The 24506-nt window shown below is 68.0% G+C and carries 26 protein-coding genes; 13 read left to right on the top strand and 13 right to left on the bottom strand.

Annotated features, from left to right (window positions below; translation table 11 throughout):
- Window positions 1-560: 560 nt before the first annotated feature.
- Complete coding sequence (locus tag OG203_RS11680; RefSeq protein WP_405165679.1) at window positions 561-1301, bottom strand: VOC family protein; 741 nt, start codon at window positions 1299-1301, stop codon at window positions 561-563.
- A gap of 150 nt (window positions 1302-1451) precedes the next feature.
- On the opposite strand from OG203_RS11680, the gene OG203_RS11675 reads away from it, so the two are divergent.
- Window positions 1452-2735 (top strand): MFS transporter, encoded by a 1284-nt coding sequence (locus OG203_RS11675; RefSeq protein WP_405165678.1) that lies wholly within the window; start codon window positions 1452-1454, stop codon window positions 2733-2735.
- Between the two features lie 164 nt (window positions 2736-2899).
- Here OG203_RS11675 and OG203_RS11670 read toward each other — a convergent pair whose 3' ends face one another.
- Complete coding sequence (locus tag OG203_RS11670) at window positions 2900-3298, bottom strand: DUF6463 family protein (RefSeq protein WP_405165677.1); 399 nt, start codon at window positions 3296-3298, stop codon at window positions 2900-2902.
- Window positions 3299-3416: 118 nt separating this feature from the next.
- On the opposite strand from OG203_RS11670, the gene OG203_RS11665 reads away from it, so the two are divergent.
- The gene (locus tag OG203_RS11665) at window positions 3417-3974 is read left to right on the top strand and encodes a TetR/AcrR family transcriptional regulator (RefSeq protein ID WP_405165676.1); all 558 of its coding nucleotides are present in this window, start codon (window positions 3417-3419) and stop codon (window positions 3972-3974) included.
- Window positions 3975-3998: 24 nt separating this feature from the next.
- Here the strand turns inward: OG203_RS11665 and OG203_RS11660 are convergent, their stop codons facing one another.
- Window positions 3999-4352, bottom strand: coding sequence for a DUF3099 domain-containing protein (locus tag OG203_RS11660; protein ID WP_405167839.1), 354 nt, complete (start codon window positions 4350-4352; stop codon window positions 3999-4001).
- A gap of 162 nt (window positions 4353-4514) precedes the next feature.
- On the opposite strand from OG203_RS11660, the gene OG203_RS11655 reads away from it, so the two are divergent.
- Window positions 4515-4760 (top strand): DUF3039 domain-containing protein, encoded by a 246-nt coding sequence (locus OG203_RS11655; protein WP_405165675.1) that lies wholly within the window; start codon window positions 4515-4517, stop codon window positions 4758-4760.
- Here the strand turns inward: OG203_RS11655 and OG203_RS11650 are convergent.
- Window positions 4733-5902: a YihY/virulence factor BrkB family protein gene (locus tag OG203_RS11650; protein WP_405167838.1), complete on the bottom strand. Its 1170-nt coding sequence runs from the start codon at window positions 5900-5902 to the stop codon at window positions 4733-4735. The genes OG203_RS11655 and OG203_RS11650 overlap by 28 nt on opposite strands.
- Window positions 5903-6183: 281 nt before the next feature.
- Between OG203_RS11650 and OG203_RS11645 the strand changes: the two genes are divergently transcribed.
- The gene (locus OG203_RS11645; RefSeq protein ID WP_405167837.1) at window positions 6184-7866 is read left to right on the top strand and encodes a DEAD/DEAH box helicase; all 1683 of its coding nucleotides are present in this window, start codon (window positions 6184-6186) and stop codon (window positions 7864-7866) included.
- 240 nt (window positions 7867-8106) lie between these two features.
- Here OG203_RS11645 and OG203_RS11640 read toward each other — a convergent pair whose 3' ends face one another.
- On the bottom strand, window positions 8107-8889 hold the full coding sequence (locus OG203_RS11640) for a helix-turn-helix domain-containing protein (protein WP_405165674.1): 783 nt from the start codon (window positions 8887-8889) through the stop codon (window positions 8107-8109).
- A 55-nt stretch (window positions 8890-8944) separates the two neighbouring features.
- On the opposite strand from OG203_RS11640, the gene OG203_RS11635 reads away from it, so the two are divergent.
- Window positions 8945-9514, top strand: coding sequence for a class I SAM-dependent methyltransferase (locus OG203_RS11635; protein WP_405165673.1), 570 nt, complete (start codon window positions 8945-8947; stop codon window positions 9512-9514).
- A 123-nt stretch (window positions 9515-9637) separates the two neighbouring features.
- On the opposite strand, the gene OG203_RS11630 is transcribed toward OG203_RS11635, so the two are convergent.
- Entirely contained in the window at window positions 9638-10195 is a 558-nt protein-coding gene (locus tag OG203_RS11630; protein WP_405165672.1) for a hypothetical protein, read from the bottom strand.
- Window positions 10195-12003, bottom strand: a complete 1809-nt coding sequence (locus OG203_RS11625; RefSeq protein WP_405165671.1) for a DEAD/DEAH box helicase — start codon at window positions 12001-12003, stop codon at window positions 10195-10197. The genes OG203_RS11630 and OG203_RS11625 overlap by 1 nt, the downstream gene beginning before the upstream one ends.
- 63 nt (window positions 12004-12066) lie before the next feature.
- On the opposite strand from OG203_RS11625, the gene OG203_RS11620 reads away from it, so the two are divergent.
- Window positions 12067-12864 carry a TetR/AcrR family transcriptional regulator gene (locus OG203_RS11620; protein WP_405165670.1) on the top strand — a complete coding sequence of 266 codons (798 nt, stop codon included), beginning with the start codon at window positions 12067-12069 and terminating at the stop codon, window positions 12862-12864.
- A gap of 48 nt (window positions 12865-12912) precedes the next feature.
- On the opposite strand, the gene OG203_RS11615 is transcribed toward OG203_RS11620, so the two are convergent.
- Complete coding sequence (locus OG203_RS11615) at window positions 12913-13107, bottom strand: hypothetical protein (protein WP_405165669.1); 195 nt, start codon at window positions 13105-13107, stop codon at window positions 12913-12915.
- A gap of 273 nt (window positions 13108-13380) precedes the next feature.
- Between OG203_RS11615 and OG203_RS11610 the strand changes: the two genes are divergently transcribed.
- Window positions 13381-13740: a DUF952 domain-containing protein gene (locus tag OG203_RS11610; RefSeq protein WP_405165668.1), complete on the top strand. Its 360-nt coding sequence runs from the start codon at window positions 13381-13383 to the stop codon at window positions 13738-13740.
- Window positions 13741-13761: 21 nt separating this feature from the next.
- Here the strand turns inward: OG203_RS11610 and OG203_RS11605 are convergent, their stop codons facing one another.
- Together OG203_RS11605 and OG203_RS11600 are read right to left on the bottom strand one after the other, a co-directional pair.
- Window positions 13762-14406, bottom strand: coding sequence for a response regulator (locus OG203_RS11605; RefSeq protein ID WP_405167836.1), 645 nt, complete (start codon window positions 14404-14406; stop codon window positions 13762-13764).
- Complete coding sequence (locus tag OG203_RS11600; RefSeq protein ID WP_405165667.1) at window positions 14403-15599, bottom strand: sensor histidine kinase; 1197 nt, start codon at window positions 15597-15599, stop codon at window positions 14403-14405. Before OG203_RS11600 ends, OG203_RS11605 begins: the two co-directional genes overlap by 4 nt.
- 93 nt (window positions 15600-15692) lie before the next feature.
- On the opposite strand from OG203_RS11600, the gene OG203_RS11595 reads away from it, so the two are divergent.
- Entirely contained in the window at window positions 15693-16175 is a 483-nt protein-coding gene (locus tag OG203_RS11595) for a cation:proton antiporter regulatory subunit (protein WP_405165666.1), read from the top strand.
- A gap of 5 nt (window positions 16176-16180) precedes the next feature.
- Window positions 16181-17365: a cation:proton antiporter gene (locus OG203_RS11590; RefSeq protein WP_405165665.1), complete on the top strand. Its 1185-nt coding sequence runs from the start codon at window positions 16181-16183 to the stop codon at window positions 17363-17365.
- Here the strand turns inward: OG203_RS11590 and OG203_RS11585 are convergent.
- Window positions 17355-18122, bottom strand: a complete 768-nt coding sequence (locus tag OG203_RS11585) for a rhomboid-like protein (protein ID WP_405165664.1) — start codon at window positions 18120-18122, stop codon at window positions 17355-17357. The genes OG203_RS11590 and OG203_RS11585 overlap by 11 nt on opposite strands.
- Before the next feature lie 173 nt (window positions 18123-18295).
- Here OG203_RS11585 and eat point away from each other — a divergent pair, with 173 nt between their 5' ends.
- From eat to OG203_RS11565, 4 genes are all read left to right on the top strand, one after another.
- Window positions 18296-19738, top strand: coding sequence for an ethanolamine permease (eat, locus tag OG203_RS11580; RefSeq protein ID WP_405165663.1), 1443 nt, complete (start codon window positions 18296-18298; stop codon window positions 19736-19738).
- Complete coding sequence (locus OG203_RS11575; protein ID WP_405165662.1) at window positions 19735-21144, top strand: ethanolamine ammonia-lyase subunit EutB; 1410 nt, start codon at window positions 19735-19737, stop codon at window positions 21142-21144. The genes eat and OG203_RS11575 overlap by 4 nt, the downstream gene beginning before the upstream one ends.
- Window positions 21144-22028, top strand: coding sequence for an ethanolamine ammonia-lyase subunit EutC (gene eutC, locus OG203_RS11570; RefSeq protein WP_405165661.1), 885 nt, complete (start codon window positions 21144-21146; stop codon window positions 22026-22028). Before OG203_RS11575 ends, eutC begins: the two co-directional genes overlap by 1 nt.
- 217 nt (window positions 22029-22245) lie before the next feature.
- Complete coding sequence (locus OG203_RS11565; RefSeq protein ID WP_405165660.1) at window positions 22246-22572, top strand: antibiotic biosynthesis monooxygenase family protein; 327 nt, start codon at window positions 22246-22248, stop codon at window positions 22570-22572.
- A 71-nt stretch (window positions 22573-22643) separates the two neighbouring features.
- Here OG203_RS11565 and OG203_RS11560 read toward each other — a convergent pair whose 3' ends face one another.
- Both OG203_RS11560 and OG203_RS11555 read right to left on the bottom strand, forming a co-directional pair.
- Window positions 22644-22871: a hypothetical protein gene (locus tag OG203_RS11560; protein ID WP_405165659.1), complete on the bottom strand. Its 228-nt coding sequence runs from the start codon at window positions 22869-22871 to the stop codon at window positions 22644-22646.
- A gap of 210 nt (window positions 22872-23081) precedes the next feature.
- A complete protein-coding gene (locus OG203_RS11555; RefSeq protein WP_405165658.1) occupies window positions 23082-24446 on the bottom strand; it encodes an RNA polymerase sigma factor in 1365 nt (454 codons plus the stop codon).
- Window positions 24447-24506: the final 60 nt, after the last annotated feature.

Raw genomic sequence — 24506 nt, 5'->3', positions numbered from 1 at the left:
GACTTTAGGGCCTTATTCCGGGTGCGGATCCCGAGTCCGGGTGCGGTTGCCGAGGGTCACTCTTCGAGACGTCATTGCCGTCATTCTGGCAGCGGGATCTGCACCGGCTTTCTGAATCTGCACCGGCTTTGGGGGCCTGTGGGGCGGATTCAGAGTCCGGGTGCGGATCCCACCGCTCGAGACGCCACCACAGCCAGATGACCACCTCGGGAACGTGACATCGCGCACCTGACGTGCGCCTAAAGCCGGGTACGGCACGCGACGCGCCCACACTACTCACAGGAATACCTGGGTGGGTCTTCAGCTTTCGCTAGACGGGTCACGTTGGGGAGTCTTTAGTTGTACTCACCAGGTAGGTACACAGTCCCAGGGAATGACCGAGTAGTGCTGAGCGCGTCGAGTGCCGTACCCGGCTTTCTCTGCCGCAACCCGGGAGGGGCAACGCCTAAGTTCCAGCGCGCGGACTGGCTGTGGTCCCGTTGACTGATCTTCCAGGAGCGAGGCGAGTCAAATGGCTGCTGTTGAAGATCTTTTAGCGACCATATGACTCGCCTCGATGGTCAGACCCCGTTGGGGTCGCGGGCGGTGATGCAGTAGACGGCGTCTGCCGGGTCGTTCATCACGATCCAGTGGTCGTGGCGTTCTATCACTGTGGCGCCGAGGGATTCGTGCCAGTTGGCGGTGGCCTCGATGTCGGAGGAGGACAGGTCGACGTGGGCGCTGGTGGGGCGGTCTTCGTCGAGGCGCTGGAGCAGCAGCTGGATGGGGAGTGCTGCGTCGGCGCTCAGCAGGGCGAATTCCGATCGCCTGCCTTGCTGGAAGTTCCAGCCGGTCAACGACTTCCAGAAGTCGGTCTCGGTGGCGTGGTCGGCGGGGCCGATGTCGAGGCACACCTGGTCGAGGCGGCTGAGGGTGCCGTCGGGGGCCGTCGTCGCGGGGGCGGGGGTGCTTTTCGCGCGGCCACTCGGTGTGAGACAGAAGGTTTGGCCGCCGGGGGAGCGCAGGACGGCGTAGCTGGGATGGTTGGCGACCAGGTCGGCGTCGAGGTCGAGCGCGGTGCGCACGGCGGTCGGGATGTGGTCGACGTCGAGGTCGAGATGGACGCCGCCGAGACCGGTGACCGCCTGCATCTTCACGCCCGCGGCGGCGAAGAGCGCGGGATCGGGTAGCAGCGTGAGGAATTCGTCGTGCTCACCCCGGCGCGCGGAGAGTTCGGTGCCGGTGATCGTTGACCAGAACTTGGCGCAGTCGTCGAATCGCTGTGCGGGGCGGTCCAGGAAAGCCCAGATCCACCGAATCATGTTCACTCCTGTCTTGTTTCCCGAGACACCATAGGGAAAGCCACGCGCGGTGTCGAGCACAATGGCGTGTCGCCCGCACTGGCACGATTTTGGTGTTTTGTGGCATTCCGGCCACTCGTTGGGTGGGTGGTTTTCCGGCACGCTCAGCGGGTGACCGAACTGCAGACGCCGCCGACCGCACCGTTGCCCGACACCGTCGCAAGGCGCCTGCATCCCGCGTGGACCGTCGCCGGTGTCGGTTTCATCGCGCTGCTCGGTGCCGCCGCGTTCCGTTCGGTGCCCAGCGTGCTGATGGATCCGCTGCACGAGGAGTTCGGTTGGTCGCACGGCACGATCGGCGCGGCGGTATCGCTGAATCTGCTGTTGTACGGGCTGATTTCGCCGTTCGCCGCGGCGCTGATGGACCGGTTCGGCATCCGCAAGGTGGTGTCGTGCGCGCTGCTGCTCGTGGCCGCGGGTGCCGGGCTCACCGTGTTCATGACCCAGCCGTGGCAGTTGATGCTGACCTGGGGTCTGCTGGTCGGCGTCGGAGTGGGATCGATGTCGATGCCGTTCGTGGCGACCATCACCGGGCGCTGGTTCGTGCGGCAGCGCGGGCTGGTCACCGGGGTGCTCACGGCCGCGGGGGCGACCGGTCAGCTGGTGTTCCTGCCGCTGGTGTCGATGCTGGCGCACGAGCACGGGTGGCGGCTGCCGTCACTGATCGTCGCCGGGGCGGCGCTGGTTGTTGTGCCGTTGGTGCTGTTGTTCATCCGGGATTTCCCGAGTGATGTCGGCGTCACCGCGTACGGCGCGGAGCCGGGCAGTGTGGTCGGTGTCCGAACGACCGCGGCCGTCGGTGGCCTGCGCGCGCTCACCGTCCTGGGCAGGATCGCGCGCACGCCCGGATTCTGGTTGCTGGCAGGCGGATTCGCGGTGTGTGGCGCGTCGACCAACGGTCTGGTCGGCACCCATTTCGTCAGTGCCGCGCATGACCACGGCATGCCGCCGACCGCCGCCGCGAGCCTGCTCGCCGTCGTCGGCATCTTCGATGTGGCGGGCACCATCGCGTCGGGTTGGCTGACCGACCGCATCGACCCGCGCTATCTACTCGTCGGCTACTACACCCTGCGCGGCCTGTCGCTGCTGATCCTGCCGTCGCTGCTCGGCCCGAACACCCAGCCGAGCCTGTGGGTCTTCATCATCTTCTACGGCCTGGACTGGGTAGCCACCGTCCCACCCACCGTCGTGCTCTGCCGCGAACTCTTCGGCAACGACGGCCCCGTCGCCTTCGGCTGGGTCTTCGCCTCCCACCAGATCGGCTCCGCCATCGCCGCCACCGGCGCTGGCATCATCCGAGACATCCAAGGCAGCTACGACACGGCCTGGTACCTGGCCGGCGGCCTGTGCGCCACGGCAGCGGTGATGTCGGCGGTCGTCCGCCGCAAAGCCTGACGCGGAACAAGACACCCAATCCGTCACCCGCCCCATGTCGCGCTCGCGACCGACGCCGCACACGAACGGGACATGACGGCGGGTCTACTCGGCCGATACCGCCGCCATGTCCCGTTGGCCGCTGACTCTGTTCGCGGGTGGGACGCGGCGGGTGTCGGCGCTGTTCAACCGGCGGCGTGTGCGTGGGGTGCCGGGTGGTCGCGGCGGGCCGCGGCAAGCAGCAGGCCAGCTGCGATCAAGAGGATGGGGAGGGGCGAGGGCCCTCCGACGACGAAGCCGATCATGACCCAAGCCGTGAGTGTCCACGCGATGAACTGGGGCGGCACGATGTTGCGACGGCCCAGCCACAGCACGATGAGTCCGACCAGGAGCAGTAGCGGGCCGAAGCTGTATCCGGAATACCAGAATGCGGCGGTGGCGTGGCTCATTTCGAGCGGATCCCCCTGCCCCCACAGCTCCCCGCTGAACCACGCGCCCGCGTGGCTTGGGGCTGTCTCCACCAGGCTGCCCAGTAGGTGCCCGAATCCGCACAACACGATAAGCCAGCCTGCCCACTTGATCATCCGAGGTCTCCGATCCCGCCGCGAGGCGTTCGACGCGTTATACGATGGCGTATAAGTCGAGGTTAGACCTGTTATACGGCACCGTACAACGTAGCTGGCGAATGAGGTGGATCACAGGATGGGTGCGTTGCGCACACCGCGTGAAACGTGGATCGAGGAAGGCTTGCGCGCGCTGGCAGCGGGCGGCGTAGACGCCGTGCGCGTCGAGACCCTGGCCAAGGCGCTCGGCGTGACCAAGGGCGGGTTCTACGGCTACTTCGCCGACCGCGACACGCTTCTGACGGAGATGCTGGACGCTTGGGAGCGAGACAGTGTCGATGACGTCTTCGATCAGATCGAGCACGAGGGCGGCGACGCGCTCGACAAGGCCAGGCTCGCCGGGCGGCTCACCTTCGCCAGCGACCGCCTGCCCCTCGACTTGGCCATCCGCGACTGGGCCCGCCGTGACCAGGCCGTCGCCGACCGCCTGCGCCATGTCGACAACCGGCGCATGCAGCTACTACGCGACGCGATCAGCACTTTCTGCGCCGACCCAGACGAGGTCGAGGCCCGCAGCTTCCTCGCCTTCTGCATGGCCATCGGCAATCATTTCCTTGCCGCCGACCATCCCGGTCACACCCGCGAGCAAGTCATGGCCCGCGCCAGCGGTCTGCTACTCAACCGTTCCACCTGGTAACCCGCCGCAAAGCCTGACGGATCGTCAGCTGTCGATGGCGTTGTGGGGGCGCGCTTCGATGGCGGCGCGGCGCTCGTCCCAGCGGCTCGGTTCGTCTTTGCGGCGGGGTGGGCGGTCGTTGGCGATGAGGACGGCGATCCAGGGGAGGGGGATGGAGACGGCGATGATGAGGATTGCCAGCAGGGCACTGTGGAAGGTGCTGTAGGCGATGGCGGCCAGGATCAGGCAGGGGATGCGGAACGCCATGATGATGGTGTACCTGCGGACGCGGGAGCGGTGCTGATCTTCGAGCGAGGGTTGGGCCTCGGTGATCAGGACGGGATGGTCGTCGTCGGTGCCGGGGAAGTATCCGGCGGAGCCTGAGGAAGCTGGCGGCATCGTCACGTCCGGGCGCTCGCCACGGCCGATGTCGTCGGCGTTGGGAGAGTCGCCGTGCTGCTGCATAACGTCGAGTCTTCCACTGTCGGAGCCCCAGCGCACACAGCGTGGTCAGCCGGACACCGGACCGTGATCAGTCACCGCTTCAGGTAATGCGGCATCATGGAATCCGTGAGCACCGACACCATGGTTCGCCCCGATTCGACCACCGACGAGTCGACGAGCGACGACACCCCCAAGTTCTTCCACTACGTCAAGAAGGACCGGATCGCGGAGAGCGCCGTCATGGGCACCCATGTCGTCGCGCTGTGCGGCGAGGTCTTTCCGGTGACGCGGTCGGCCAAGCCCGGTTCGCCGGTCTGCCCGGACTGCAAGAAGGTCTACGACGGGCTGAAAAAGGGCGACTGAGGCTGCTGCGGCGTCTGCGAGGGCGCCGCGCTCGACTTATCGGGTGCGTCGACAGTTGACGACGGAGACTGCTCCGTCGTCTCGGTGGTGTCTGTCGTCGAATCGTCCTCGTCCGACGAATCCCCGGTCAGCTGGTTGGTGATCCACTCCTTCACCTGCTCCATCCTGGTCGCCCGCGCGGGCCAGAACTCCTGCACGGCGGCGTTGAATTCCGCGCCGAGGATCACCGCGAACCCCAGAAAGTACGTGAACAGCAGGAACGCGATCGGCGTCGCCAACGCGCCGTAACTCACACCGGTCTTCGTGACCCACGCCAGATACCGTCGCAGCACCTCGCTCGCTGTGATGAAGAAGACGGCCGCGACCAGCGCCCCGCCGAACAATCGGTGCCAGGGCAGCGAGGTGTGCAGCGCCAGCTTGTACAGCGTGGTCAACACGATGATCAGCAGCAACCCGACACCGGGGTAGTAGAAGAAATCCAGGAGTTCCAGCCCGGTCTCGCGCCACGGCGCGGGCAGCACCCGCCCGATCAAGGTCGGCCCGAGCGCCACCAGCGGCAGGATGAACACCGAGGCCACCAGGAACGCCACATACAGCAGCAGCGCGAAGATGCGCTGCCACACCGGATGTCGCAGGTCCTGCTGATCGTGCGCCTCGACGATGGAGTCGACGAAGGTCGCCATCGCCGACGACCCGGCCCACAGCGACAGCACGAAACCCACCGAAACGACCGCGCCGCGCCCCTTTCCGAGCACATCCTTGACGGTCGGCTCGATCAGATCCGACACCACACTCGCGCTGAACAGATCCCGGCTGAACGAGATGATCTTGGATTCCACGATCTGCACGGTGTCCGGCCCGAACCAGGTGCCGACATAACCGAGGCTGCCGAGCACCCCGAGCAGCAGCGGCGCCAGCGACAGCGTCTGCCAGAACGCCGCGGCTGCGGACTTGGCGAAGATCGAGTCGTTCCAGGCTTTCACCGCGACCCGCACCACGAGTTTGCTGGTGTTTCTGCGGGCGCGCCGCAGCCGGATGGTCACACGCTGACCGACGGTGAGTTCACGTGCGGCGATTCCACCGCTGAGCGACGGTATATCGGTCCGCAGCGGCTCGCTCGGCATGGCGTTTTCCTCGGTCATCGTGCCTACAGCATCGCGCACGAGGCGTCCCCGCACCGGACTCCGGGGGCGACGTGTCGTCGGGCAATCGGTGAACTTCGGCGTGTCGGTAGTTGAACATGTGATGCCCATCGCGCATGCCGCGTCGGTTTAGCAACACGCCGTGCCGGGCCAGTAGGGTCGAGTGCGTGACTGGGTCGGGTGGCGCCGCTGTGGCGGGAAAAGCGGAGACACCGGGCGATTCGGCGAGACCCGACGCGTCGGGGACGCCGAACAGCTCCGGTACATCGGGCAGCGGATCGCTGCGTGCCTGGCAGCGCCGGGCCTTGACCAAGTATCTGTCGTCCAAGCCACGTGACTTTCTCGCGGTGGCCACGCCGGGCGCCGGTAAGACCACGTTCGCGCTGCGCGTGGCCGCCGAACTGCTCGCCGATCGCACCGTCGACCAGATCACCGTCGTCGCGCCCACCGAGCACCTCAAGCATCAGTGGGCGCACTCCGCGGCCCGCGTGGGGATTCAGCTGGATTCGCGGTTCTCCAACGCGACCGGCGGCACGTCCGGCGACTATCACGGTGTCGTCGTCACCTACGCCCAGGTCGCCTCGCACCCGTCCCGGCATCGGGTGCGCACCGAAAACCGCAGGACCCTGGTCATTCTCGACGAGATCCACCACGCGGGCGACGCGAAGAGCTGGGGTGAGGCGACCGCCGAGGCGTTCGGCGACGCGACCCGCCGCCTCGCGCTGACCGGAACCCCGTTCCGCAGCGACGACAGTCAGATCCCGTTCATCACCTACGAACCCGATGAGTCGGGTTTCCCACGCTCGCGCGCCGACCACGCCTACGGCTACTCCGAGGCCCTCGCCGACGGCGTGGTCCGGCCGGTGGTGTTCCTCGCCTACTCCGGCGAGGCGCACTGGCGTGACAGCGCGGGCGACGAGCACACCGCCCGCCTCGGCGAACCGCTCAACCCCGAGCAGACCGCCCGCGCCTGGCGTACCGCGCTCGACCCGGCGGGCGACTGGATCTCCGCCGTGCTGCGCGCCGCGGACATGCGGCTGCGCCAGTTGCGCAGCACGGGCATGCCCGACGCGGGCGGCCTGGTGATCGCGACCGACCAGGACCGCGCCCGCGACTACGCCGAACTGCTGGAACACATTTCGGGCACCAAGCCCGCGCTGGTGCTGTCCGACGAACCGACCTCCTCGGACCGGATCGAGCAGTTCGGCGCGAGCACCGAACCGTGGATGGTCGCGGTGCGCATGGTGTCCGAGGGCGTCGACGTGCCGCGCCTCGCGGTCGGCGTATACGCGACAAGCGCCTCGACGCCGCTGTACTTCGCGCAGGCCATCGGCCGGTTCGTGCGTGCCCGCAAGCCCGGCGAGACCGCGAGCGTGTTCCTGCCCTCGGTGCCGGTGCTGCTCGATCTGGCCGCGCAGCTGGAATTGCAACGCGACCACGTCATCGGCAAGCCGCACCGGGAGAAGGACGGCCTCGATGACGAGCTGCTGATCGACGCGAACAAGCAGCAGGACGAGCCAGGCGAGGAGGAGAAGTCCTTCGTCGCGCTCGCCGCCGACGCCGAGCTCGATCAGGTGATCTACGACGGATCCTCCTTCGGCACCGCCACTTTCGCGGGCAGCGACGAGGAGGCCGACTACCTCGGCATCCCCGGTCTGCTCGACGCCGACCAGATGCGGGCCTTGCTCCGCGAGCGGCAGTCCAAGCAGATCGCCGACCGTGGTGAATCGGCCGCCGATCCCGGACCGCAGGTCGCGAGCGCGGCCGAAAGGGTCGCTACCGCTGACCGATTGGGTGAGTTGCGGCGCGAACTCAACAGCTTGGTCGCCATGCATCACCACCGCACCAACAAGCCGCACGGCGTGATCCATGGTGAGCTTCGTCGCGAATGTGGTGGGCCGCCAACGGCGTTGGCGTCGGCGGATCAGTTGGTGGAGCGCATCGCGGCGCTGCGTCGCATGTAAGCGCGGGGTCGCATGTAAGCGCGGGGTCGCATGTAAGCACCGCGTCGCATGTAAGCAGCGGGCCGGATGTAGATCGCGGCGGCAAGGTCGCCCAGCACTGTGGATCGCGAACCCTCCGCCCGTTCTCGGATCGGCACACTTCGCGCTGGCAATGCGCTGCCTCGAGGTCCCAGGCTGTCCTGCCGGGCGCAGATCAGGCCGTCGCGGGCCAGGCCGCCATTGCGCAGTCGATCGACTGCGTCAAGTCCGCCAGCGACGCCCCGTCTCGGGCTTGGATCGACAGGCCGTACAGCACCGTGGTAAGGCGGCGACGTAGGCGCTGGGGGTGGCGTAGCCGACTCGGCCTGCGATGCGGGCTATCGGGAGGCCTGCTGCGAGCGGCGGTAGGGAGGCGGTGAGGCGGATTTGGGTTCGCCACTGGCCGAAGGTGATTCCCGTTTCGGCGAGGAACAGGCGGGCCAGGGTGCGTGGGCTGGTGGCGACGGCGGTCGCGAATTCGGCGAGGGTGCGGTTGTCGGCGGGGTCGGCGGTCAGGATGTCGGCTACCTGTTCGGCGCGGGGGTCGGTGGGCGGGTGGGCGCCGATGGGGATGACGTGGACCGGTTCGATGAGGTCGAAGACGACGGCTTCCGCGCGTTCGCGGCTGGCGGCGTCGGTGCCGGGGGCGCCGAGATGGTCGAACAGTTCGTGCAGCAGCCGGGTGACGCGCATCATCGTCGGCGCGGTGAAGGCGACGGGGCAGCGCTCGGGTTCGACGTAGATGCCGCGCATTTCGGCACCGTCGGCCGAACCGGTCCGGTGCCGGGTGCCGCCGGGGATCCACAGCGCCCGCGTCGGCGGCAGCACCCAGCGGTTCTCACCGACCTCGACGGCGATGACTCCCCGTGCGGCCCAAGCGATCTGGTGCTGCGGATGCTCATGGGTATCGAACCAGTACCCGGCGGGCAGCACCCCGGCGCCGAGCACCATCGCGGTCGCACCGGGCGGGGCGGGGTGTACCGAGTGATGACCGTTTCGCGACACAATGTGTCACCGTAGCTCGTCGCGGTCACGGCCGCCTGCTCCTAGCGTCATGGGCATGGCGATGAACATCTTCCACCGACTCTGCTGCCGCTCATCGATGTGGGAACGGACCAGTGCGACACAGATCGTGCCGTGGGCGCTGTCCGATCTCGACCTCGGCGGCTCCGCCCTCGAGATCGGCCCCGGCTACGGCGCGAACGTGCGCGCGCTGCTCGACCGAACGACCACACTCACCGGCGTCGAGATCGACCCCGACCTGGCCGCCCGACTGCGCACCCGGCACGGCTCGATCATGACGGTGGTGCAGGGCGACGGCACCGACATGCCTTTCTCACTAGGCGAATTCGACTCGGTGGTGTGTTTCACGATGCTGCACCACGTGCCGACGCCCGGTCAGCAGGACGCGCTGTTCGCCGAGGCGCTGCGCGTGCTGCGCCCCGGCGGCGTCTTCGCGGGCAGCGACGGCCTCGACAGCCGCATGTTCCGCCTGATGCACATCGGCGACACCTGCGTCCCCGTGCCGCCCGAGCATGCGGTCGATCGCCTCACTCGCGTCGGCTTTACCGACGTCGAAATAGAAACCGGCGCAAGCAGTTTCCGCTTCCGCGCGCGCCGGCCGGACTGAGTCGCGGTTGGACTTCGCACAGGTGCTTGTTTGCTCGCACACCCCTCGGAGTGCTGGCGGGTGTGGGAAGGAGCGGACTGCTGTGCGAAGCCCAACCGGGTGTGCGGGGTTGGTGGTGCCGAATCAGACCGGTGCTGGGGCTTCGAAGTAGTTCGCTGGATCGAATCTGTTGATCGGCACCCAACGCGGCACTTCCACGGGGGTGGGCGAATCATCCTGCGCGGCTTGGAAATAGCCCTGCACCTCCAGGGCGAGGCGAGGATTCTCGTCCACCCGTCGGGCCATGTCGTAGAACGCGGCCAGCACGTGCAGACAGCGCGCCACGCGCGCCTTGCACGAGCAGTCGGTACCGGCGAGCACCGGCGCGAGGGTGAGGTCGGCCGCGAGCACCGCTCGGTGCATCTCATCGGTGAGGACGGTCGTATCCGGAATGACCTCGCCGATCGCGGTGATCGCGGCGCGGGGCAGCGGCGCCACCTCCAGGTGGATCACCGACGCCTCACTGCCGCGGTGGATGGTGGCGCGCACGATGCGACCGTCGACGGTAGCCTGCACGCCGTCGTTGCGGGCGATGCTGCGGGCCCGGGGGAGTAGGGGCTCGGGGCGGGTCTGGCGGATCGGTTCGGCGAGCCGAACCCAGTCCATGCCCCATTTGGTGTAGCCGAATTCGTTGTCCGCCATCAGTTCTCCCTCTTGCGACGCAGGATTTCGACGAGTTGGTCGTCGTCGAGGCGGGCCAGTGCGGCGATGCCCGCCGAGTCGCCGAGGTCGGAGAGCGCGGATTTGCGGTCGTGCATGCGCGCGATGTGCTCTTCGACGGAGGTGGTCGAGGTGAGCGTGGTGACGGTGACCGTGCGGGTTTGGCCGATCCGGTGCACCCGGTCCGAGGCCTGCGCCTCGACCGCGGGGTTCCACCAGCGGTCGAAGTGGATGACGTCGGCAGCGCGGGTCAGCGTGAGGCCGGTGCCTGCGGCGCGCAGGCTGAGCACGAGCACGGGCGGTCCGTCCTCGGCCTGGAATCCGGACACGATGGCGGCGCGTTCGGCCTGGTTCAGCCCGCCGTGGAAGAACGGCGCGGCAACCCCGAACTGCTCGGCGAGATGCCGGACCAGCAGTTCACCGGTCTGCCGATACTGGGTGAAAATCAGTGTCGGGGCGTTCATTTCGAGGTTATTGGCCAGGATGTCGGTGCACAGGTCCAGCTTGCCGGAGCGTCCGGCCAGCTCGGTGAGCTCGCCGGTGACCAGGCCGGGATGGTTGCAGACCTGTTTGAGCGCGGTCAGTGCCGCGAGCACCCGGCTCTGGCGTTCGATACCGGCACCGAATCCACCGTCGATGGCCTGAATGAGCAGCTTGTCGTAGAGGTCTTCCTGTTCGCCGGTGAGGTCGCACAGCAGGTCGGTGTGGATTTTCGCGGGCAGCGACGCGGCGACCTGCGCCTTCTTGCGGGCGAGCACGACGGGTTCGATGGCGTCCTGCAACCGCGCCGCCGCGGCCGCGGAGCCCTCCTGGATCGGCCGGACGAACCGCCGCCGGAACTGCGTCTTGTGCCCGAACAGCTTGGGCGTCACCAAGTTCAGCAGCGCCCACAACTCCTCGAGATGGTTCTCCACCGGCGTGCCGGTCAACGCGACGCGCACCTCGGCGTCGAGCGCCCGCGCGGCCTTGGCGAGCTGGGTGCTCGGATTCTTCAACGCCTGCGCCTCGTCGAAAACCGCCGTCGCCCACCGCTGCTCGCTCAACGACTGCCCGTGTAATCGCACCGTGGGATACCCGGCGACGACGACAGTCCCTGCCCCGGCGTTGATTTCACCGCCGCGCCACACCACCACGCGCAGTCCTGGCGCGAACCGATCGATCTCGTGCGCCCAGTTGCCGACCAGCGAGGTCGGACAGACCACGAGCTGCGGCCCGTCGGGTGCGCGCCCGAGCAGAAAGCCGATGGTCTGCACCGTCTTTCCGAGCCCCATCTCGTCGGCGAGCACGGCCCCGCCGTGTGCCGCGATGGTTTCCCGCAGCCAGCTGACCCCGCGCACCTGGTACGGCCGCAGATCGGCCTTCAGCGCCGAACTCAATTCCGTTGCCACCGACTGGGTCTCGCGCAGCACCCGGACCGCGCGTTCGGCGGACACGATCGAGGTGCCCGCCGCGTTGGGGACCGCGTGCGCCGCGATCGGCAGCTGGTCGAGCGGATCCGCTTGCGGGGCAGCCGAGTCCGCGCGCAGCGTTGTCTGCCAGCTGTGCACCGATGCCCCGGCGTCGGCGAGAACTAGCGCGGCGAAAGCGGTGGGATCGATCAACGCGCAGTCGATCTGGGCGACCTCGATCGCCCCGTCGAACCCGGTCGGCACGGCAAGGGACAGGGTCTCCCGATCGCCGAGCTCGGCGGGTGCGGGCCCGGTGGCCTCTCCAGTCCACGTCCATAACGCGAACACGTGCCGGTCGGGCAGATAAGTGGCCTGTGTGCTGGGCAGAGCGAACCCCTCCATCGGCGTATGGTGTACGAAGTATCTGAATAACGTACAGAGTACCGAGTTTGTTCCAGGAGTCCCGTGCCCGACGAATCCGCCGCTGAACAGGCGAAACAACTGGTGAGCCTGCTGTGGCGGCACGAACTCCCGCCGCGGCAGGGCGGCCGAGGACCGAAGCCGACGGTCAGCGTGGACGCGGTGGTCGATGCCGCGGTGGCGCTCGCGGATCGGGACGGCTACGCGAAGGTGTCCATTCGCGCGGTGGCGGCCGAGCTTGGCTTGCGCCCGATGGGCCTGTACACCTACGTCCCGAGCAAGGACGCGCTGACCGTGCTGATGGTCGATGCCGTCGCCGACGAGGACACGCCGATCCCGCCGCGGCTGCCGGTCCGCGCACGGATGGCCGCCATTGCCCGCCAGACGCGCGCTGAGCTGATCGCCCATCCGTGGCTGCTGGAAGTGTCGCCGTGGCGGCTGGAGATCGGCCCCGGCCGAACGCGCCGCTACGAACGGCAGCTCGCGGCCATCGACGGCATCGGCCTCTCGGATCTCGAGATGGATCGGGTGATCGCCGTTTTGTCCGAATTCGCCACCGGCAACGCGCGTGTCGCGGTGGGCGCGCGGCGCGACGCGCAGGTGATGACCGATGCGCACTGGTGGGAGGTGCACGGCCCCTTGCTCGCTCAGGCCATGCCGTCCAGTCTGTTTCCGCTGTCCGCTCGGGTCGGTACGGCGGTCGGCGAGCTGTATCAGGCCCCCGCTGACCCGGATGGCGCCTTCGACTACGGCCTGGAACGCCTGCTCGACGGGATTCTCGGCGACCGGAAAGCCCCCGAACACACCAACAGCGGGCGATCCGAGGATCGCCCGCTGCGGTAAACGGTTTTCTGTTGTCGGATGTTGTTATCTCAGGACGCGAGGAGTTGGTCAGATCACGGGAGCGGATTCCGTGTCGATCACGGCTTCCAGCTCACGCAGTCGATCCATGTGTTCGTTCGCGTGGTGCTGGCAGAAGAGCAACTCGCCACCTGCGGGCAGAACGGCGCGCACTCGTGCTGCCGCCCCGCAGCGGTCGCAACGATCGACCGCGGTCAGTGGGGTGCTAGTCAGGGTTCCTGGCATGACTCCTCCGTCCTGGCTCCCGGTTTCACAGACCGTTCGCCTGGTGTGGGGCCCGTGGTCACTCCGCGGGCTCGCAACCGCTACTTCCCAGCAGTGGTATGACTACTCTGTCAGACGTTCGGGACGGGGGCTTTGTTCCCGTGAGTGATTCTGTGTGTTTTCGATAACACGACCAGGGATTTCGCTACTGGCGAACATTCCAGGTCACGCTACGAACTACGTTTGGTCACCACCTCGAACAGGCCGATCCAGTTGTCTACCGGGAGATTACCCGTGACCCATGACACTCACACGCTTGTTCACCTATGCACTTTGGGTGAGTGGCTTTCCGCTCGGCAAACGGGCGAGTATCGCGCGCCGTCGCTGGACGAGGTGGGGTTCATCCATCTGTCCGCCCCGCAGCAGGCGCATCTGCCCGCCAACCGGCTCTTCGCCGGGCGCCGCGACCTGGTGCTGCTCCGGCTCGATCCGGCCCGTTTGGGCGCGCCGGTGAAGTGGGAGCCCGGCGTGCCGACCGATCCGGCGTCGATGCTGTTCCCGCACCTGTACGGGCCGCTGCCGACCGGAGCGGTGATCGCCGTGGAGGAGTTCCAGCCCGGTCCGGACGGCGTGTTCGCGCCACTGGCCAAGTGAGGCTAGCGGTCGCGGACTGAGCTAGCGGTCGCGGACCTCGCGCGCCACGATGGCCGCCTGAACCCGCGACCGCACACCGAGTTTCGTCAGCACCCGGGACACATGGGTCTTCACCGTCGTCTCGCCGATGAACAGGCGACCGGCGATCTGCGCGTTGGACAACCCGTCACCGAGGCAGTCGAGCACCTCGCGTTCGCGCTCGGTGAGATCGCCGAACCCGCTCGGTTCCGGTTCCGCCGCATCGGTATTGGTCGAGGCGAACGCGGTGATCACGGCCCGCGTCACCTCGGGGGCGAGCACGCCGTCGCCCGCCGCCACCGTGCGGACGGCGTCGATGAGCGACTGTCCCGACGCGGACTTCAGCACGAAACCCGACGCGCCAGCCCGCAATGTCCGGAAGACGTACTCGTCCAGATCGAACGTCGTCAGGATCAGCACCTTGGCCAGCCCGTCGGCGGTGACCCGCTCGGTCGCGGTGATCCCGTCGACGCCGGGCATCCGCACATCCATCAGCACCACGTGTGGCCGCAGCGCCTTGGCCTGCGCGACCGCGACATCGCCGTCGGCCGCCTCGCCGATCACCTCGATATCGTCCTCGGCGTCGAGGATCATCCGCAGGCCGGCGCGAATCGCGGCGTGGTCGTCGGCGATCAGCACCCGGATCATGCCGGGCTCGCGGCGGCCAGCGGCAGGTGCGCGAGCACTTCCCACCGACCGGAATCCGGTCCAGCGGTGAAGTTTCCGCCGAGGGCGGCGGTGCGCTCGCGCATGTTGATCAGACCGCGGTGCGGATCGCCGTTCTCGGTGCGCCGCGCGGCGATCGCCGCCAGCGGGTTGCGCACCACCAGCCGTAACTCCCCGTCCCGCGCGCCGACCTCGATGTCGACCTCTTGTCCCGGTGCGTGTTTCATGGCGTTGGTCAATGCCTCCTGAACGATGCGGTACGCGGCCTGATCGACCGCGCTCGGCAGTTCGGTGCCGTCGAGGGTTGCCCGCACCCGCACGGTGATCCCGGCCGCGCGGGCGGCATCGACGAGGCTGGGCAGCTGCGCGAGCCTGCGCGGCGCGGCCACCTCGTCCATGGTGTCGCCGTCGCTGCGCAGCAGTCCGATCATGGTGCGCATCTCCTGCAACGCGCTGACACTGTTGGTCCGGATCGAGCGCATGATCCCGGTGACCGCCGGGTCGGCGTCCTTGCGGGCCAGCACGCCGAGCGCGGCCTCGGACTGGATCGCGATGGCCGAGAGGTGCCCGGCGATCACGTCGTGCAGGTCACGCGCCATGGTGGTGCGTTCGTCGGCGATGGCGGCGCGCCGGTCGAGCTCGGCGACCAGGGTCAGCGCCTGCGCGCGGGCACGTTCGGTGCCCGCGATCTCCTTGTGCGTGCGGACCGAATTGGCCCACCACAGCGGTGTGGCGATGAAGGCGACCACGACGACCAGGGCGATCGAGACCGCGCGCAGATCGCCGGTGCGGACCAGCGTCACGATCACGATCAACCCCGAGAACACCGACCAGACCGCCATTGTGATCCGCGACGCCCGCTGCGCCGAATACAGCACGGCCGCGTAGACCAGGTCGCCGTACAGGATCCACACCGGCACGGTCGGGCCGAAGTACATGTCGATCGCCAGCGGCACCAGTCCGGCGAGCATGGCCAGCAGCGGCATACGTCGGCGGCACATCGTCAACAGACACAGCGGGGCGTACACCGCGAGCCGCGTCGGCAGCGACACGTCCGTCCCGCTGCCGATCAGGGCGTACAGATTCGAGACGTAGAGTCCCGCGCCCGCGGCGAACGCGAGCAACGCGCCCAGCGCGTCACGCGCCGTCTCGGGAATCTGCGACCACTGCCTCACATCTCCATCTCAGCACAGCCCTGACCAGGCGCCATCGGCCGAAGTGATGACCGCACCGCCGAGTGAATCGGACATCGGTCTAACCTGGAGCCCGTGAATGTCGACGTGACTGCGCTACCCGGAATTGGAGTCCGGAAAGACTTCGAGGTGCGCTCCGGCCGCCGGATCGGCGTGGTCTCGCACCGCGACGGTGACATCGACCTCATCGTTTCCAAGACCGACGACCCCGACGCCTGCGCCGCGCAGATCCCGCTGAGCACCGACGAGGCGGCCGTGCTCGCCAACCTGCTCGGCGCGCCGCAGCTGGTCGCGAAGCTGAACGACGAACACAGCGACCTGCCCGGCATCACCACCAGGCAGCTGCCGATCGCCGACGAATCCCCGTACGAGGGACGCACTCTCGGCGAGACCGCGATGCGCACCCGCACCAAGGTGTCTATCGTCGCGGTCATGCGCGCCGGGCAGTTGCATCCCTCACCGGGACCGGATTTCACCTTCACCTCAGGCGATATGCTCGTCGTCGTCGGTACCCCGGACGGCTTGGACGCCGCCGCGAAGATCCTCACGCACGGCTGAGACCAGTGACTGGAACCGCGCTCGCCCTGGTCGAGCTCGGAGCGATTCTGTTTGTCCTCGGCTCGTTCGGGCGCTTGGCTGGTCGCTTCGGGATGTCTCCCATTCCGCTCTACCTGATCGGCGGTCTCGCCTTCGGCCAGGGCGGCTTCATCCAACTCAGCGCCGCCAACGAATTCGGCCACATAGCAGGCGAAATCGGTGTGGTGCTGCTGTTGCTGCTGCTCGGCCTGGAGTACACCGCGCCGGAACTGATGACCGGCCTGCGCCGATCCTGGCCCGCCGGTCTGCTCGACATCGTGGCGAACGCGACACCCGGTGTGATCGTCGCGCTGATCCTCGGCTGGGGCGCGGTCGGCGCGGTCACCATGGGCGGGGTCACCTACATCTCGTCCTCGGGCATCGTCGCGAAGGTGCTCAACGACCTCGGGCGACTCGGTAACCGCGAGACACCGGTGATCCTGTCGATCCTGGTGTTCGAGGATCTGGCGATGGCGGTGTACCTGCCGATCCTGACCACCATCCTGGCCGGGCTCAGCTTCGCCAGCGGCGCGAAATCCCTTGCCATCGCGCTCACCGCGATCACCGTCGTGCTCGTGGTCGCGCTGCGCTACGGCCGATACGTCTCGGCGATCGTGGACAGCTCGGACAACGAGGTGTTCCTGCTGAAGCTGCTCGGCGCTGCGCTGCTGGTGGCCGGTGTCGCCTCCGCGCTGAACGTGTCCGCGGCGGTCGGGGCGTTCCTGCTCGGCATCGCCATCTCCGGCTCCACCGCGCACGAGGCCGCGAAACTCCTGGAACCACTGCGGGATCTGTTCGCGGCGATCTTCTTCGTCGCCTTCGGACTCACCACCGACCCGAGGGCGATTCCGCCGGTGCTCGGCTGGGCGGTGGCGCTGGCGGTGGTCACCATGCTGACCAAGATGGGCACCGGTTGGTGGGCGGCGAGCAGGCAGGGCATCCGGCCGATGGGGCGGGCGCGGGCGGGCGCGGCACTGGTCGCGCGCGGCGAATTCTCCATCGTCATCGCGGGATTGGCGGTCACCATGGGCGGTGTCGACGGTCAGCTGGCCGCGCTCGCCTCGGCCTACGTGCTGCTGATGGCGGTCCTCGGTCCGATCGCGGCGCGCGTCGTCGAGCCGGTGGTCGGGTTGGTGCAGCGCCGAGTGAAGCCCGCCGCCGTCACTCCGTGACCAGTACCGCGGGTTCCTGTTTCGCGGCGGTCCGCTTCTCGAGCCAGCGTCCGATGGCGGTCGCGATCGCGCCGACCGACAGGCCGATCGCGCACGCGCACAGGTGGCCGTAGTCGGTGAACGTCGGGCCGATCCACAGCGCCGCGACCAGCGTCACGATCAACGTGCCCGCCCACAGCAACCGGACGAGCCCACGGAACCGGAACGCCATCGCGGCAAGCACCGCCGAAAAGCCATAGCTGGTGCCGACATCCGCGGCGACGGCCACCACCCGCGGGATGACGTGATGATCGATGGCGTGCGAGATGCCGGTGACGGTGAGCAGCGTCGCCCCGATGTGCCCGGTGGCGAACAGGATGATCCAGCGGGTGGTGCCGAGCCAGCGTTCCGCGTAGGCCATCACGATCAGGAACCCCGCGATGGTCGACCACGGGAACCCGCCGTCGGTCCAGAACGCGGACGCGACGAGCACCTGCACCGGGTTGTGCCGCATGTTGTAGAGGTTGGTCGACGCGGAGAAGATCAGCCTGCGCTCCACCGAGTCGCCGACGCCGCGCAACGTCCACCAGGTGACGAACAGGGTGAACGCGTAGGCGGTGCTGGCCGGGGCCGCGCCGAGATGCTCGCGGATCGCCGGTAGCACGCGATGCGGCAGCCCGGGACGGCGCAGCCAGTCCCACACGATGCGTGCTTCGGTTCGGAGATCGATCGTCTGAGTCCAGGGTGACCGAAACCGGACCGGGGCGGAGGCAACCACCCGCCAAGTGTGCCGTGTCTTGCTGAGAGCGCCAGCACGACCCGCCCGGGGTGTGCGCGGTGTCACCGACGGCGACACCGCGTCCGTAACGTCGGGTCACACCCGGGCAACAAACGCTCCCAAGAATTGGGCCACCGACCAAACGGTATGTGGACGAGGAGTGCGTAGCGCCTATGACGATCGAGGACGTGCAGGTGACCGGCTCCGCCGGGAATGTCGGCAACGCCGCCGGGGCGGATTATCTGGCCAAGCGGACATTGCGCTCGGGCTCGGCGGGCTGGGTGCTGCTGGCCGGTCTCGGCGTCAGCTACGTGATCTCCGGCGACTACGCGGGCTGGAACAGCGGCATCGCCCACGGCGGCTTCGGCGGCCTGCTCATCGCGACCGTGCTGATCGCGAGCATGTACCTGGCGATGGTCCTCGGCATGGCCGAGTTGTCAGCGGCGCTGCCCGCGGCGGGCGGCGGCTACACCTTCGCCAGGCGCGCGCTCGGTCCGTGGGGCGGATTCGCCACGGGCACAGCGGTATTGCTCGAGTACGCGATCGCGCCCGCAGCCATCGCCACCTTCATCGGCGGCTATGTCGAATCGCTGAACCTGTTCGGCATCACCGACGGCTGGTGGGTGTACCTGGCGGTGTACGCGCTGTTCATCGGGGTGCATCTGACCGGGGCGGGGGAGGCGCTCAAGGCGATGTTCGTGATCACCGCGATCGCGCTGGTCGGCCTGGCGGTCTTCGCGGTGTCGGCATGGGGCCTGTTCGACGCGGGCAACCTGACCGATATCCCCGCGGACCCGAATGCCGTTGGTAGCTCGTCGTTCCTGCCGTTCGGCGTGTTCGGGATCTGGGCCGCGGTGCCGTTCGCGATCTGGTTCTTCCTCGCCGTGGAGGGTGTGCCGCTTGCCGCGGAGGAGGCGCGGGAACCGGAGAAGAACGTGCCGAAGGGAATCATCAGCGCGATGCTCGTGCTGATCGTCACCGGCGCGGCCGTACTGTTCCTCGCCACCGGAGCGCTTGGCGCGCACGCCATTTCGATCTCGGGCAATCCGCTGGTCGAGGCGCTCGGTGCCGGCGGCGCCGCGAAACTGGTGAACTACATCGGCCTTGCCGGACTGGTCGCCAGCTTCTTCTCCATCGTTTACGCCTACTCCCGGCAGACTTTCGCGCTGTCGCGGGCGGGTTATCTGCCGACGAGCCTGTCGGTGACCAACGCGCGCAAGGCGCCGGTGCTCGCGCTGATCGTGCCCGGCGTCGTCGGTTTCGCGCTGTCGCTGACCGGCAAGGGCGCGATGCTGCTGAACATGGCCGTATTCGGCGCGGCGCTCAGCTACGTGCTGATGATGGTCAGCCACATCGTGCTCCGCGTCCGCGAACCGAACATGCCGCGCCCATACCGCACGCCCGGCGGCATCGCCACCACCGCGTTCGCGCTCGTGATCGCCTGTGCCGCGGTGATTGCCACGTTCCTGGTCGACCCGGCGGCGGCGACCTGGACGCTGGTCGCGTTCTGCGCCTTCATGGCCTACTTCGGCCTGTACAGCAGGCAGCGACTGGTGGCCAACTCGCCGGACGAGGAATTCGCGATGCTCGCCGAGGCCGAGGAGGAGCTGGAATGACCTGCTACACACAGCGACTCGGCGGAACCACCTATCAGTTCGACGGCCTGGTCGAGCTGCTCGCCAAGGCGACCCCGCTGCGCAGCGGCGACGAACTGGCAGGCTGCGCGGCGGATTCGGACGCCGAGCGGGCCGCCGCCCAGTGGGCCCTGGCGGAGGTGCCGCTGACCCGGTTCCTCGACGAGCCGGTGGTGCCGTACGAGACCGACGAGGTCACCCGGCTGATCATCGACACGCACGATCGTGCTGCGTTCCAACCGATTTCGCAGCTCACCGTCGGCGGGTTGCGAGACTGGCTGCTCGCCGTCGCGGCGGGTGCCGGTGCCGCGGCGATCCTGCGCGCGGTGTCGCCGGGCCTCACCCCGGAGATGGTGGCCGCGGTCAGCAAGATCATGCGCAATCAGGATCTGATCGCGGTCGCCCGCGCCGCCGTGGTCACCGCCGGTTTCCGCACCACCATCGGCCTGCCAGGCACGCTGGCCACCCGGTTGCAGCCCAACCATCCCACCGACGACCCGCGCGGTATCGCCGCCGCGACGCTCGACGGGCTGCTGCTCGGCTGTGGTGACGCGGTGATCGGGATCAATCCGGCCACCGACTCGCCGCAGGCGACCGCCGACCTGCTGAGCCTGCTCGACGAGGTGCGGGTGCGCTTCGACATCCCCACCCAATCGTGTGTCCTCTCGCACGTGACAACGACCATCGGCTTGATCGAGGCGGGTGCCCCGGTCGATCTGGTGTTCCAGTCGATCGCGGGCACCGAGGGCGCCAATACCGGGTTCGGCGTGAACATCTCGCTGCTGCGCGAGGGCAACGAGGCGGGCCGGTCGCTGCGTCGCGGCACCGTCGGCGACAACGTCATGTACCTGGAGACCGGTCAGGGCTCGGCGCTGTCGGCGGGGGCGCACGTCGGTACCGGCGGCAAGCCGGTCGACCAGCAGACCCTGGAGGCGCGCGCCTACGCGGTGGCACGCGATCTGGACCCGTTGCTGGTCAACACCGTCGTCGGCTTCATCGGCCCGGAGTATCTCTACGACGGCAAACAGATCATCCGCGCCGGACTGGAAGACCATTTCTGCGGCAAGCTGCTCGGCCTCCCGATGGGCGTCGACGTCTGCTACACCAACCACGCCGAGGCCGACCAGGACGACATGGACACGCTGCTGACCCTGTTGGGCGCGGCGAGCTGTGCCTTCGTCATCGCGGTCCCCGGTGCCGACGACGTCATGCTCGGCTACCAGAGCCTCAGTTTCCATGACGCCCTCTACGCCCGGCGCGTGCTGAACCTGCGTCCCACACCGGAATTCGAGTCGTGGCTGTCCGGGCTCGGCATGATCGATGCGGCGGGCCGGGTGCTTCCGGTGGAACCCCTCGCATCGCCGCTACGCACATTGGCGGGTGCCTGATGAAGCGGCGGAACTCGACAACGAGGCTGGAAGTTGTTGCGTCGCAGGACGAACGAGGCACCGAGCCGGGACCCGACGCGTCTCGATCGGAAAGTGCTGCGGCACACCAGTTCTGGCAGGAACTCCGGCGCAGCACCCAGTCCAGGATCGGCTTGGGCCGGACCGGCGACGCGCTGCCCACCGCGCGGGTGCTGGAATTCCGTGCGGCACACTCGGCGGCGCGCGACGCGGTGCACATGCCGTTGGACGTACCCGCGCTGCGGGAGCGGCTCGCCGTGCTCGGTGTCGGCGACCCCGTGCACGTGCCGAGCCGGGCGAGCGACCGCGCGGAATATCTGCGCCGACCCGATCTCGGCCGGTTGCCCGCCGAATCTTCGGATCGCGCAGCCGGATCCGCGCTGTCCGTGGTACCGCACAGCGGCGCCGAGATCGGCTTCGTGCTGGCGGACGGACTGTCACCGCGCGCACTCACCGACCACGGCCCCGCGACCCTGGCCGCGTTGATCGCCGAACTCGCACCGCGCTACTCGATCGCCGCCCCGGTGATCGCCACGCAGGCCAGAGTCGCGCTCGGCGATCACATCGCCGCGGCGCTGGGCGTGGCGACCGTCGTGGTGTTGATCGGCGAGCGCCCCGGCCTGTCGGTGGCCGACAGTCTCGGCATCTACCTCACTCACCTGCCCCACCCCGGTCGCACCGACGCCGACCGCAACTGCATATCCAATATCCATCCACCGGAAGGCCTCGGCTATGCGCAGGCGGCAAAGGTGGTGGCCGGCTTGGTGGCCGGCGCGCGCATCCTCGGCCGTTCCGGTGTCGACCTCAAGGACACCTCACGCGCCGACGCCATCGCCTCCGGTCCGGTCGTCGCGATAGAGAACTGAGTCGGCGGCGCGGTATGCTGCGGCGGTCGAAAAGGACCTGGGTCGGCAATGGTAAGCCCGGCCTCCTCTGACGAGGCTCCGTGTCGCCACCCCGGTGGCGAACCCGCGACAAGCAATCGGCGAGACCGCCGAGGGCTTGACGCGCGCCTGTGGTTCGAACTGCCCTGCCCGGTCAGGTCTTCGGCTGTCTTCGCCTCGTCACAGTAGAGGAGAGACAATGCCTATCATCCGTGTCGACGCGTCGGTCGTGACGCAGATCAACGTGTTCACCGTGCCGCCGGAAAACCAGCAGCCGTTGATCGATTACCTGGCCGAGGCCGCCAGGGTGGCCAGCGAGGTGCCCGGTTGGTTGTCGGCCAGCCTGCATCGCAGTCTGGATGGCACCAGGGTGGTCAATTACGCCCAGAGCGCCGATCTCGGCGCCGCACAGCGAGTGTTCGAGCATCTCGCCGCGGCCGGGCTCATCGAGGGCAACAAGGCGTTCGGGCAGGCTGACCCCGGCCTGTACGAAGTGCTGTTCACCCTCGATCGGGGCAGCGTGTAGTACGACGCCCGCATCCGTTGAACGCCGAATGACAAGCGGCACAACGCGGATGCGGGCCTACGCCCGCATCGTCACAGCCCGTGGCTGCGTGAGGCCTTCATGGCGGCGTCGGCGCGGGCGGCGGCGTCCTTCGCGCGGGCGGCCGCCTGTTTGACCAGTTTCTGTTCCGAATCGGTGACCGCGACCTCGGTGACGCCAGGGGTCGGGGCCGGCGCGGCCTGGGCGCGGACGACAAAGCCGACCACCGCCAGCACGGCGGTGACTGCGACGGCGACGAACAGGGAACGCAAAACACGCATTTGCCCTCCAAGAATGATCAGGGGTGGAGCCGGACCAAGCGAGAGACACGAGACGATGTGACAGCCACAATAGCGGTATGCGCGCAGGCCAGTTGCCCGGCCCCGCCGGAGATCGACCTGGGCAAGTGTCCTGGAACGACAAAGCCCGCATCCGCCGAACCGCTGAAAAGGGCAGCGGCGCAACGAATGCGGGCGTCGAAACGAAGCGACCTAATCCAGGTAGTCGCGTAGAACCTGCGAGCGGCTCGGGTGGCGCAGCTTGCTCATGGTCTTGGACTCGATCTGCCGGATGCGCTCACGGGTGACCCCGTACACCTGGCCGATCTCGTCGAGGGTGCGCGGCTGGCCGTCGGTGAGGCCGAAGCGCAGCCGGACCACGCCCGCCTCGCGCTCGGACAGCGTCTCCAGCACCGACTGCAGCTGATCCTGCAGCAGCGTGAAGCTCACCGCGTCCACGGCGACAACGGCTTCGGAGTCCTCGATGAAGTCACCGAGCTGGCTGTCGCCCTCGTCGCCGATGGTCTGGTCCAGCGAGATGGGCTCACGCGCGTACTGCTGGATTTCCAGCACCTTCTCCGGCGTGATGTCCATTTCCTTGGCGAGCTCCTCCGGGGTGGGCTCGCGGCCCAGATCCTGGAGCAGTTCGCGCTGGATGCGGCCGAGCTTGTTGATGACCTCGACCATGTGCACCGGGATACGGATGGTGCGGGCCTGGTCGGCCATGGCGCGGGTGATGGCCTGCCGGATCCACCAGGTGGCGTAGGTGGAGAACTTGTAGCCCTTGGTGTAGTCGAACTTCTCGACGGCGCGGATCAGACCCAGGTTGCCCTCCTGGATCAGATCGAGGAACGCCATGCCACGGCCGGTGTAGCGCTTGGCCAGCGAGACGACCAGTCGCAGGTTGGCTTCCAGCAGGTGGTTCTTGGCGCGGTTGCCGTCGCGGACGATCCAGGTGTAGTCGCGACGCATCGCGACCGGCAGCTTCTCGCCCTGCTCGGTGAACTCGCGCACCTTCTCCGCCGCGTAGAGACCGGCCTCGATCCGCTTGGCGAGTTCGACCTCCTCTTCGGCGTTGAGGAGCGCGACCTTGCCGATCTGCTTGAGGTAGGCACGCACCGAGTCGGCCGACGCGGTGAGCTCCGCGTCCTTGCGGGCCTGCCGTAGCGCCTCGGATTCCTCTTCGTCCCAGACGAAGTCGCCCGATGCCTTGTCGGCGGCGGTCGGCTCGACCTCCTCCTCGGCGGCCTCGGCGACCTCCTCGACGACCAGGTCCTCGGCCTCTTCGGTCAGGTCGTCCTCGGAGACCTCGAGATCGCCGAGATCGGCGACGTCGAGCGAATCCTCGTCGCCTGCGTCATCGGGGCCTGGCTCGCCGTCTGGTCCCACCTTCTTGGTGGCAGCCTTCTTGGCGGGTGCCTTGGCACCGGCCTTCTTCGCAGGCGCCTTCTTGGCGGCGGCCTTCTTGGCCGGGGCCTTCTTCGCGGCAGCCGCCTTACGAACCGGCCGGGCTTCGGTTACATCTGCGGAATCGGCCTCGGCCGAATCGGCGGTCTGACGGGTATTCGTGGCTACCACGTACGCCCTTTCGTGACGGTCTCGTGCGGCGTCACGCCAGAGTGGGTCTTCCGGCGGAGC

Origin of the sequence: Nocardia sp. NBC_01499 (genome assembly GCF_045040275.1) — a bacterium.
In the GTDB taxonomy this organism is placed as follows: Bacteria; Actinomycetota; Actinomycetes; order Mycobacteriales; family Mycobacteriaceae; genus Nocardia.
Note: the sequence above shows the minus strand (reverse complement) of the source record. Positions and strands in the feature narration are given on the sequence as shown.

Excerpts from the sequence above, each read along its gene's own strand:
- OG203_RS11680 (WP_405165679.1), bottom strand. The coding sequence starts at position 1,301 with ATGATTCGGTGGATCTGGGCTTTCCTGGACCGCCCCGCACAGCGATTC.
- OG203_RS11670 (WP_405165677.1), bottom strand. The coding sequence starts at position 3,298 with ATGATCAAGTGGGCAGGCTGGCTTATCGTGTTGTGCGGATTCGGGCAC.
- OG203_RS11665 (WP_405165676.1), top strand. The coding sequence starts at position 3,417 with ATGGGTGCGTTGCGCACACCGCGTGAAACGTGGATCGAGGAAGGCTTG.
- OG203_RS11660 (WP_405167839.1), bottom strand. The coding sequence starts at position 4,352 with ATGCCGCCAGCTTCCTCAGGCTCCGCCGGATACTTCCCCGGCACCGAC.
- OG203_RS11655 (WP_405165675.1), top strand. The coding sequence starts at position 4,515 with ATGGAATCCGTGAGCACCGACACCATGGTTCGCCCCGATTCGACCACC.
- OG203_RS11650 (WP_405167838.1), bottom strand. The coding sequence starts at position 5,902 with ATGACCGAGGAAAACGCCATGCCGAGCGAGCCGCTGCGGACCGATATA.
- OG203_RS11635 (WP_405165673.1), top strand. The coding sequence starts at position 8,945 with ATGGCGATGAACATCTTCCACCGACTCTGCTGCCGCTCATCGATGTGG.
- OG203_RS11630 (WP_405165672.1), bottom strand. The coding sequence starts at position 10,195 with ATGGCGGACAACGAATTCGGCTACACCAAATGGGGCATGGACTGGGTT.
- OG203_RS11625 (WP_405165671.1), bottom strand. The coding sequence starts at position 12,003 with ATGGAGGGGTTCGCTCTGCCCAGCACACAGGCCACTTATCTGCCCGAC.
- OG203_RS11615 (WP_405165669.1), bottom strand. The coding sequence starts at position 13,107 with ATGCCAGGAACCCTGACTAGCACCCCACTGACCGCGGTCGATCGTTGC.
- OG203_RS11605 (WP_405167836.1), bottom strand. The coding sequence starts at position 14,406 with ATGATCCGGGTGCTGATCGCCGACGACCACGCCGCGATTCGCGCCGGC.
- eat (WP_405165663.1), top strand. The coding sequence starts at position 18,296 with ATGACGATCGAGGACGTGCAGGTGACCGGCTCCGCCGGGAATGTCGGC.
- OG203_RS11575 (WP_405165662.1), top strand. The coding sequence starts at position 19,735 with ATGACCTGCTACACACAGCGACTCGGCGGAACCACCTATCAGTTCGAC.
- eutC (WP_405165661.1), top strand. The coding sequence starts at position 21,144 with ATGAAGCGGCGGAACTCGACAACGAGGCTGGAAGTTGTTGCGTCGCAG.
- OG203_RS11565 (WP_405165660.1), top strand. The coding sequence starts at position 22,246 with ATGCCTATCATCCGTGTCGACGCGTCGGTCGTGACGCAGATCAACGTG.
- OG203_RS11560 (WP_405165659.1), bottom strand. The coding sequence starts at position 22,871 with ATGCGTGTTTTGCGTTCCCTGTTCGTCGCCGTCGCAGTCACCGCCGTG.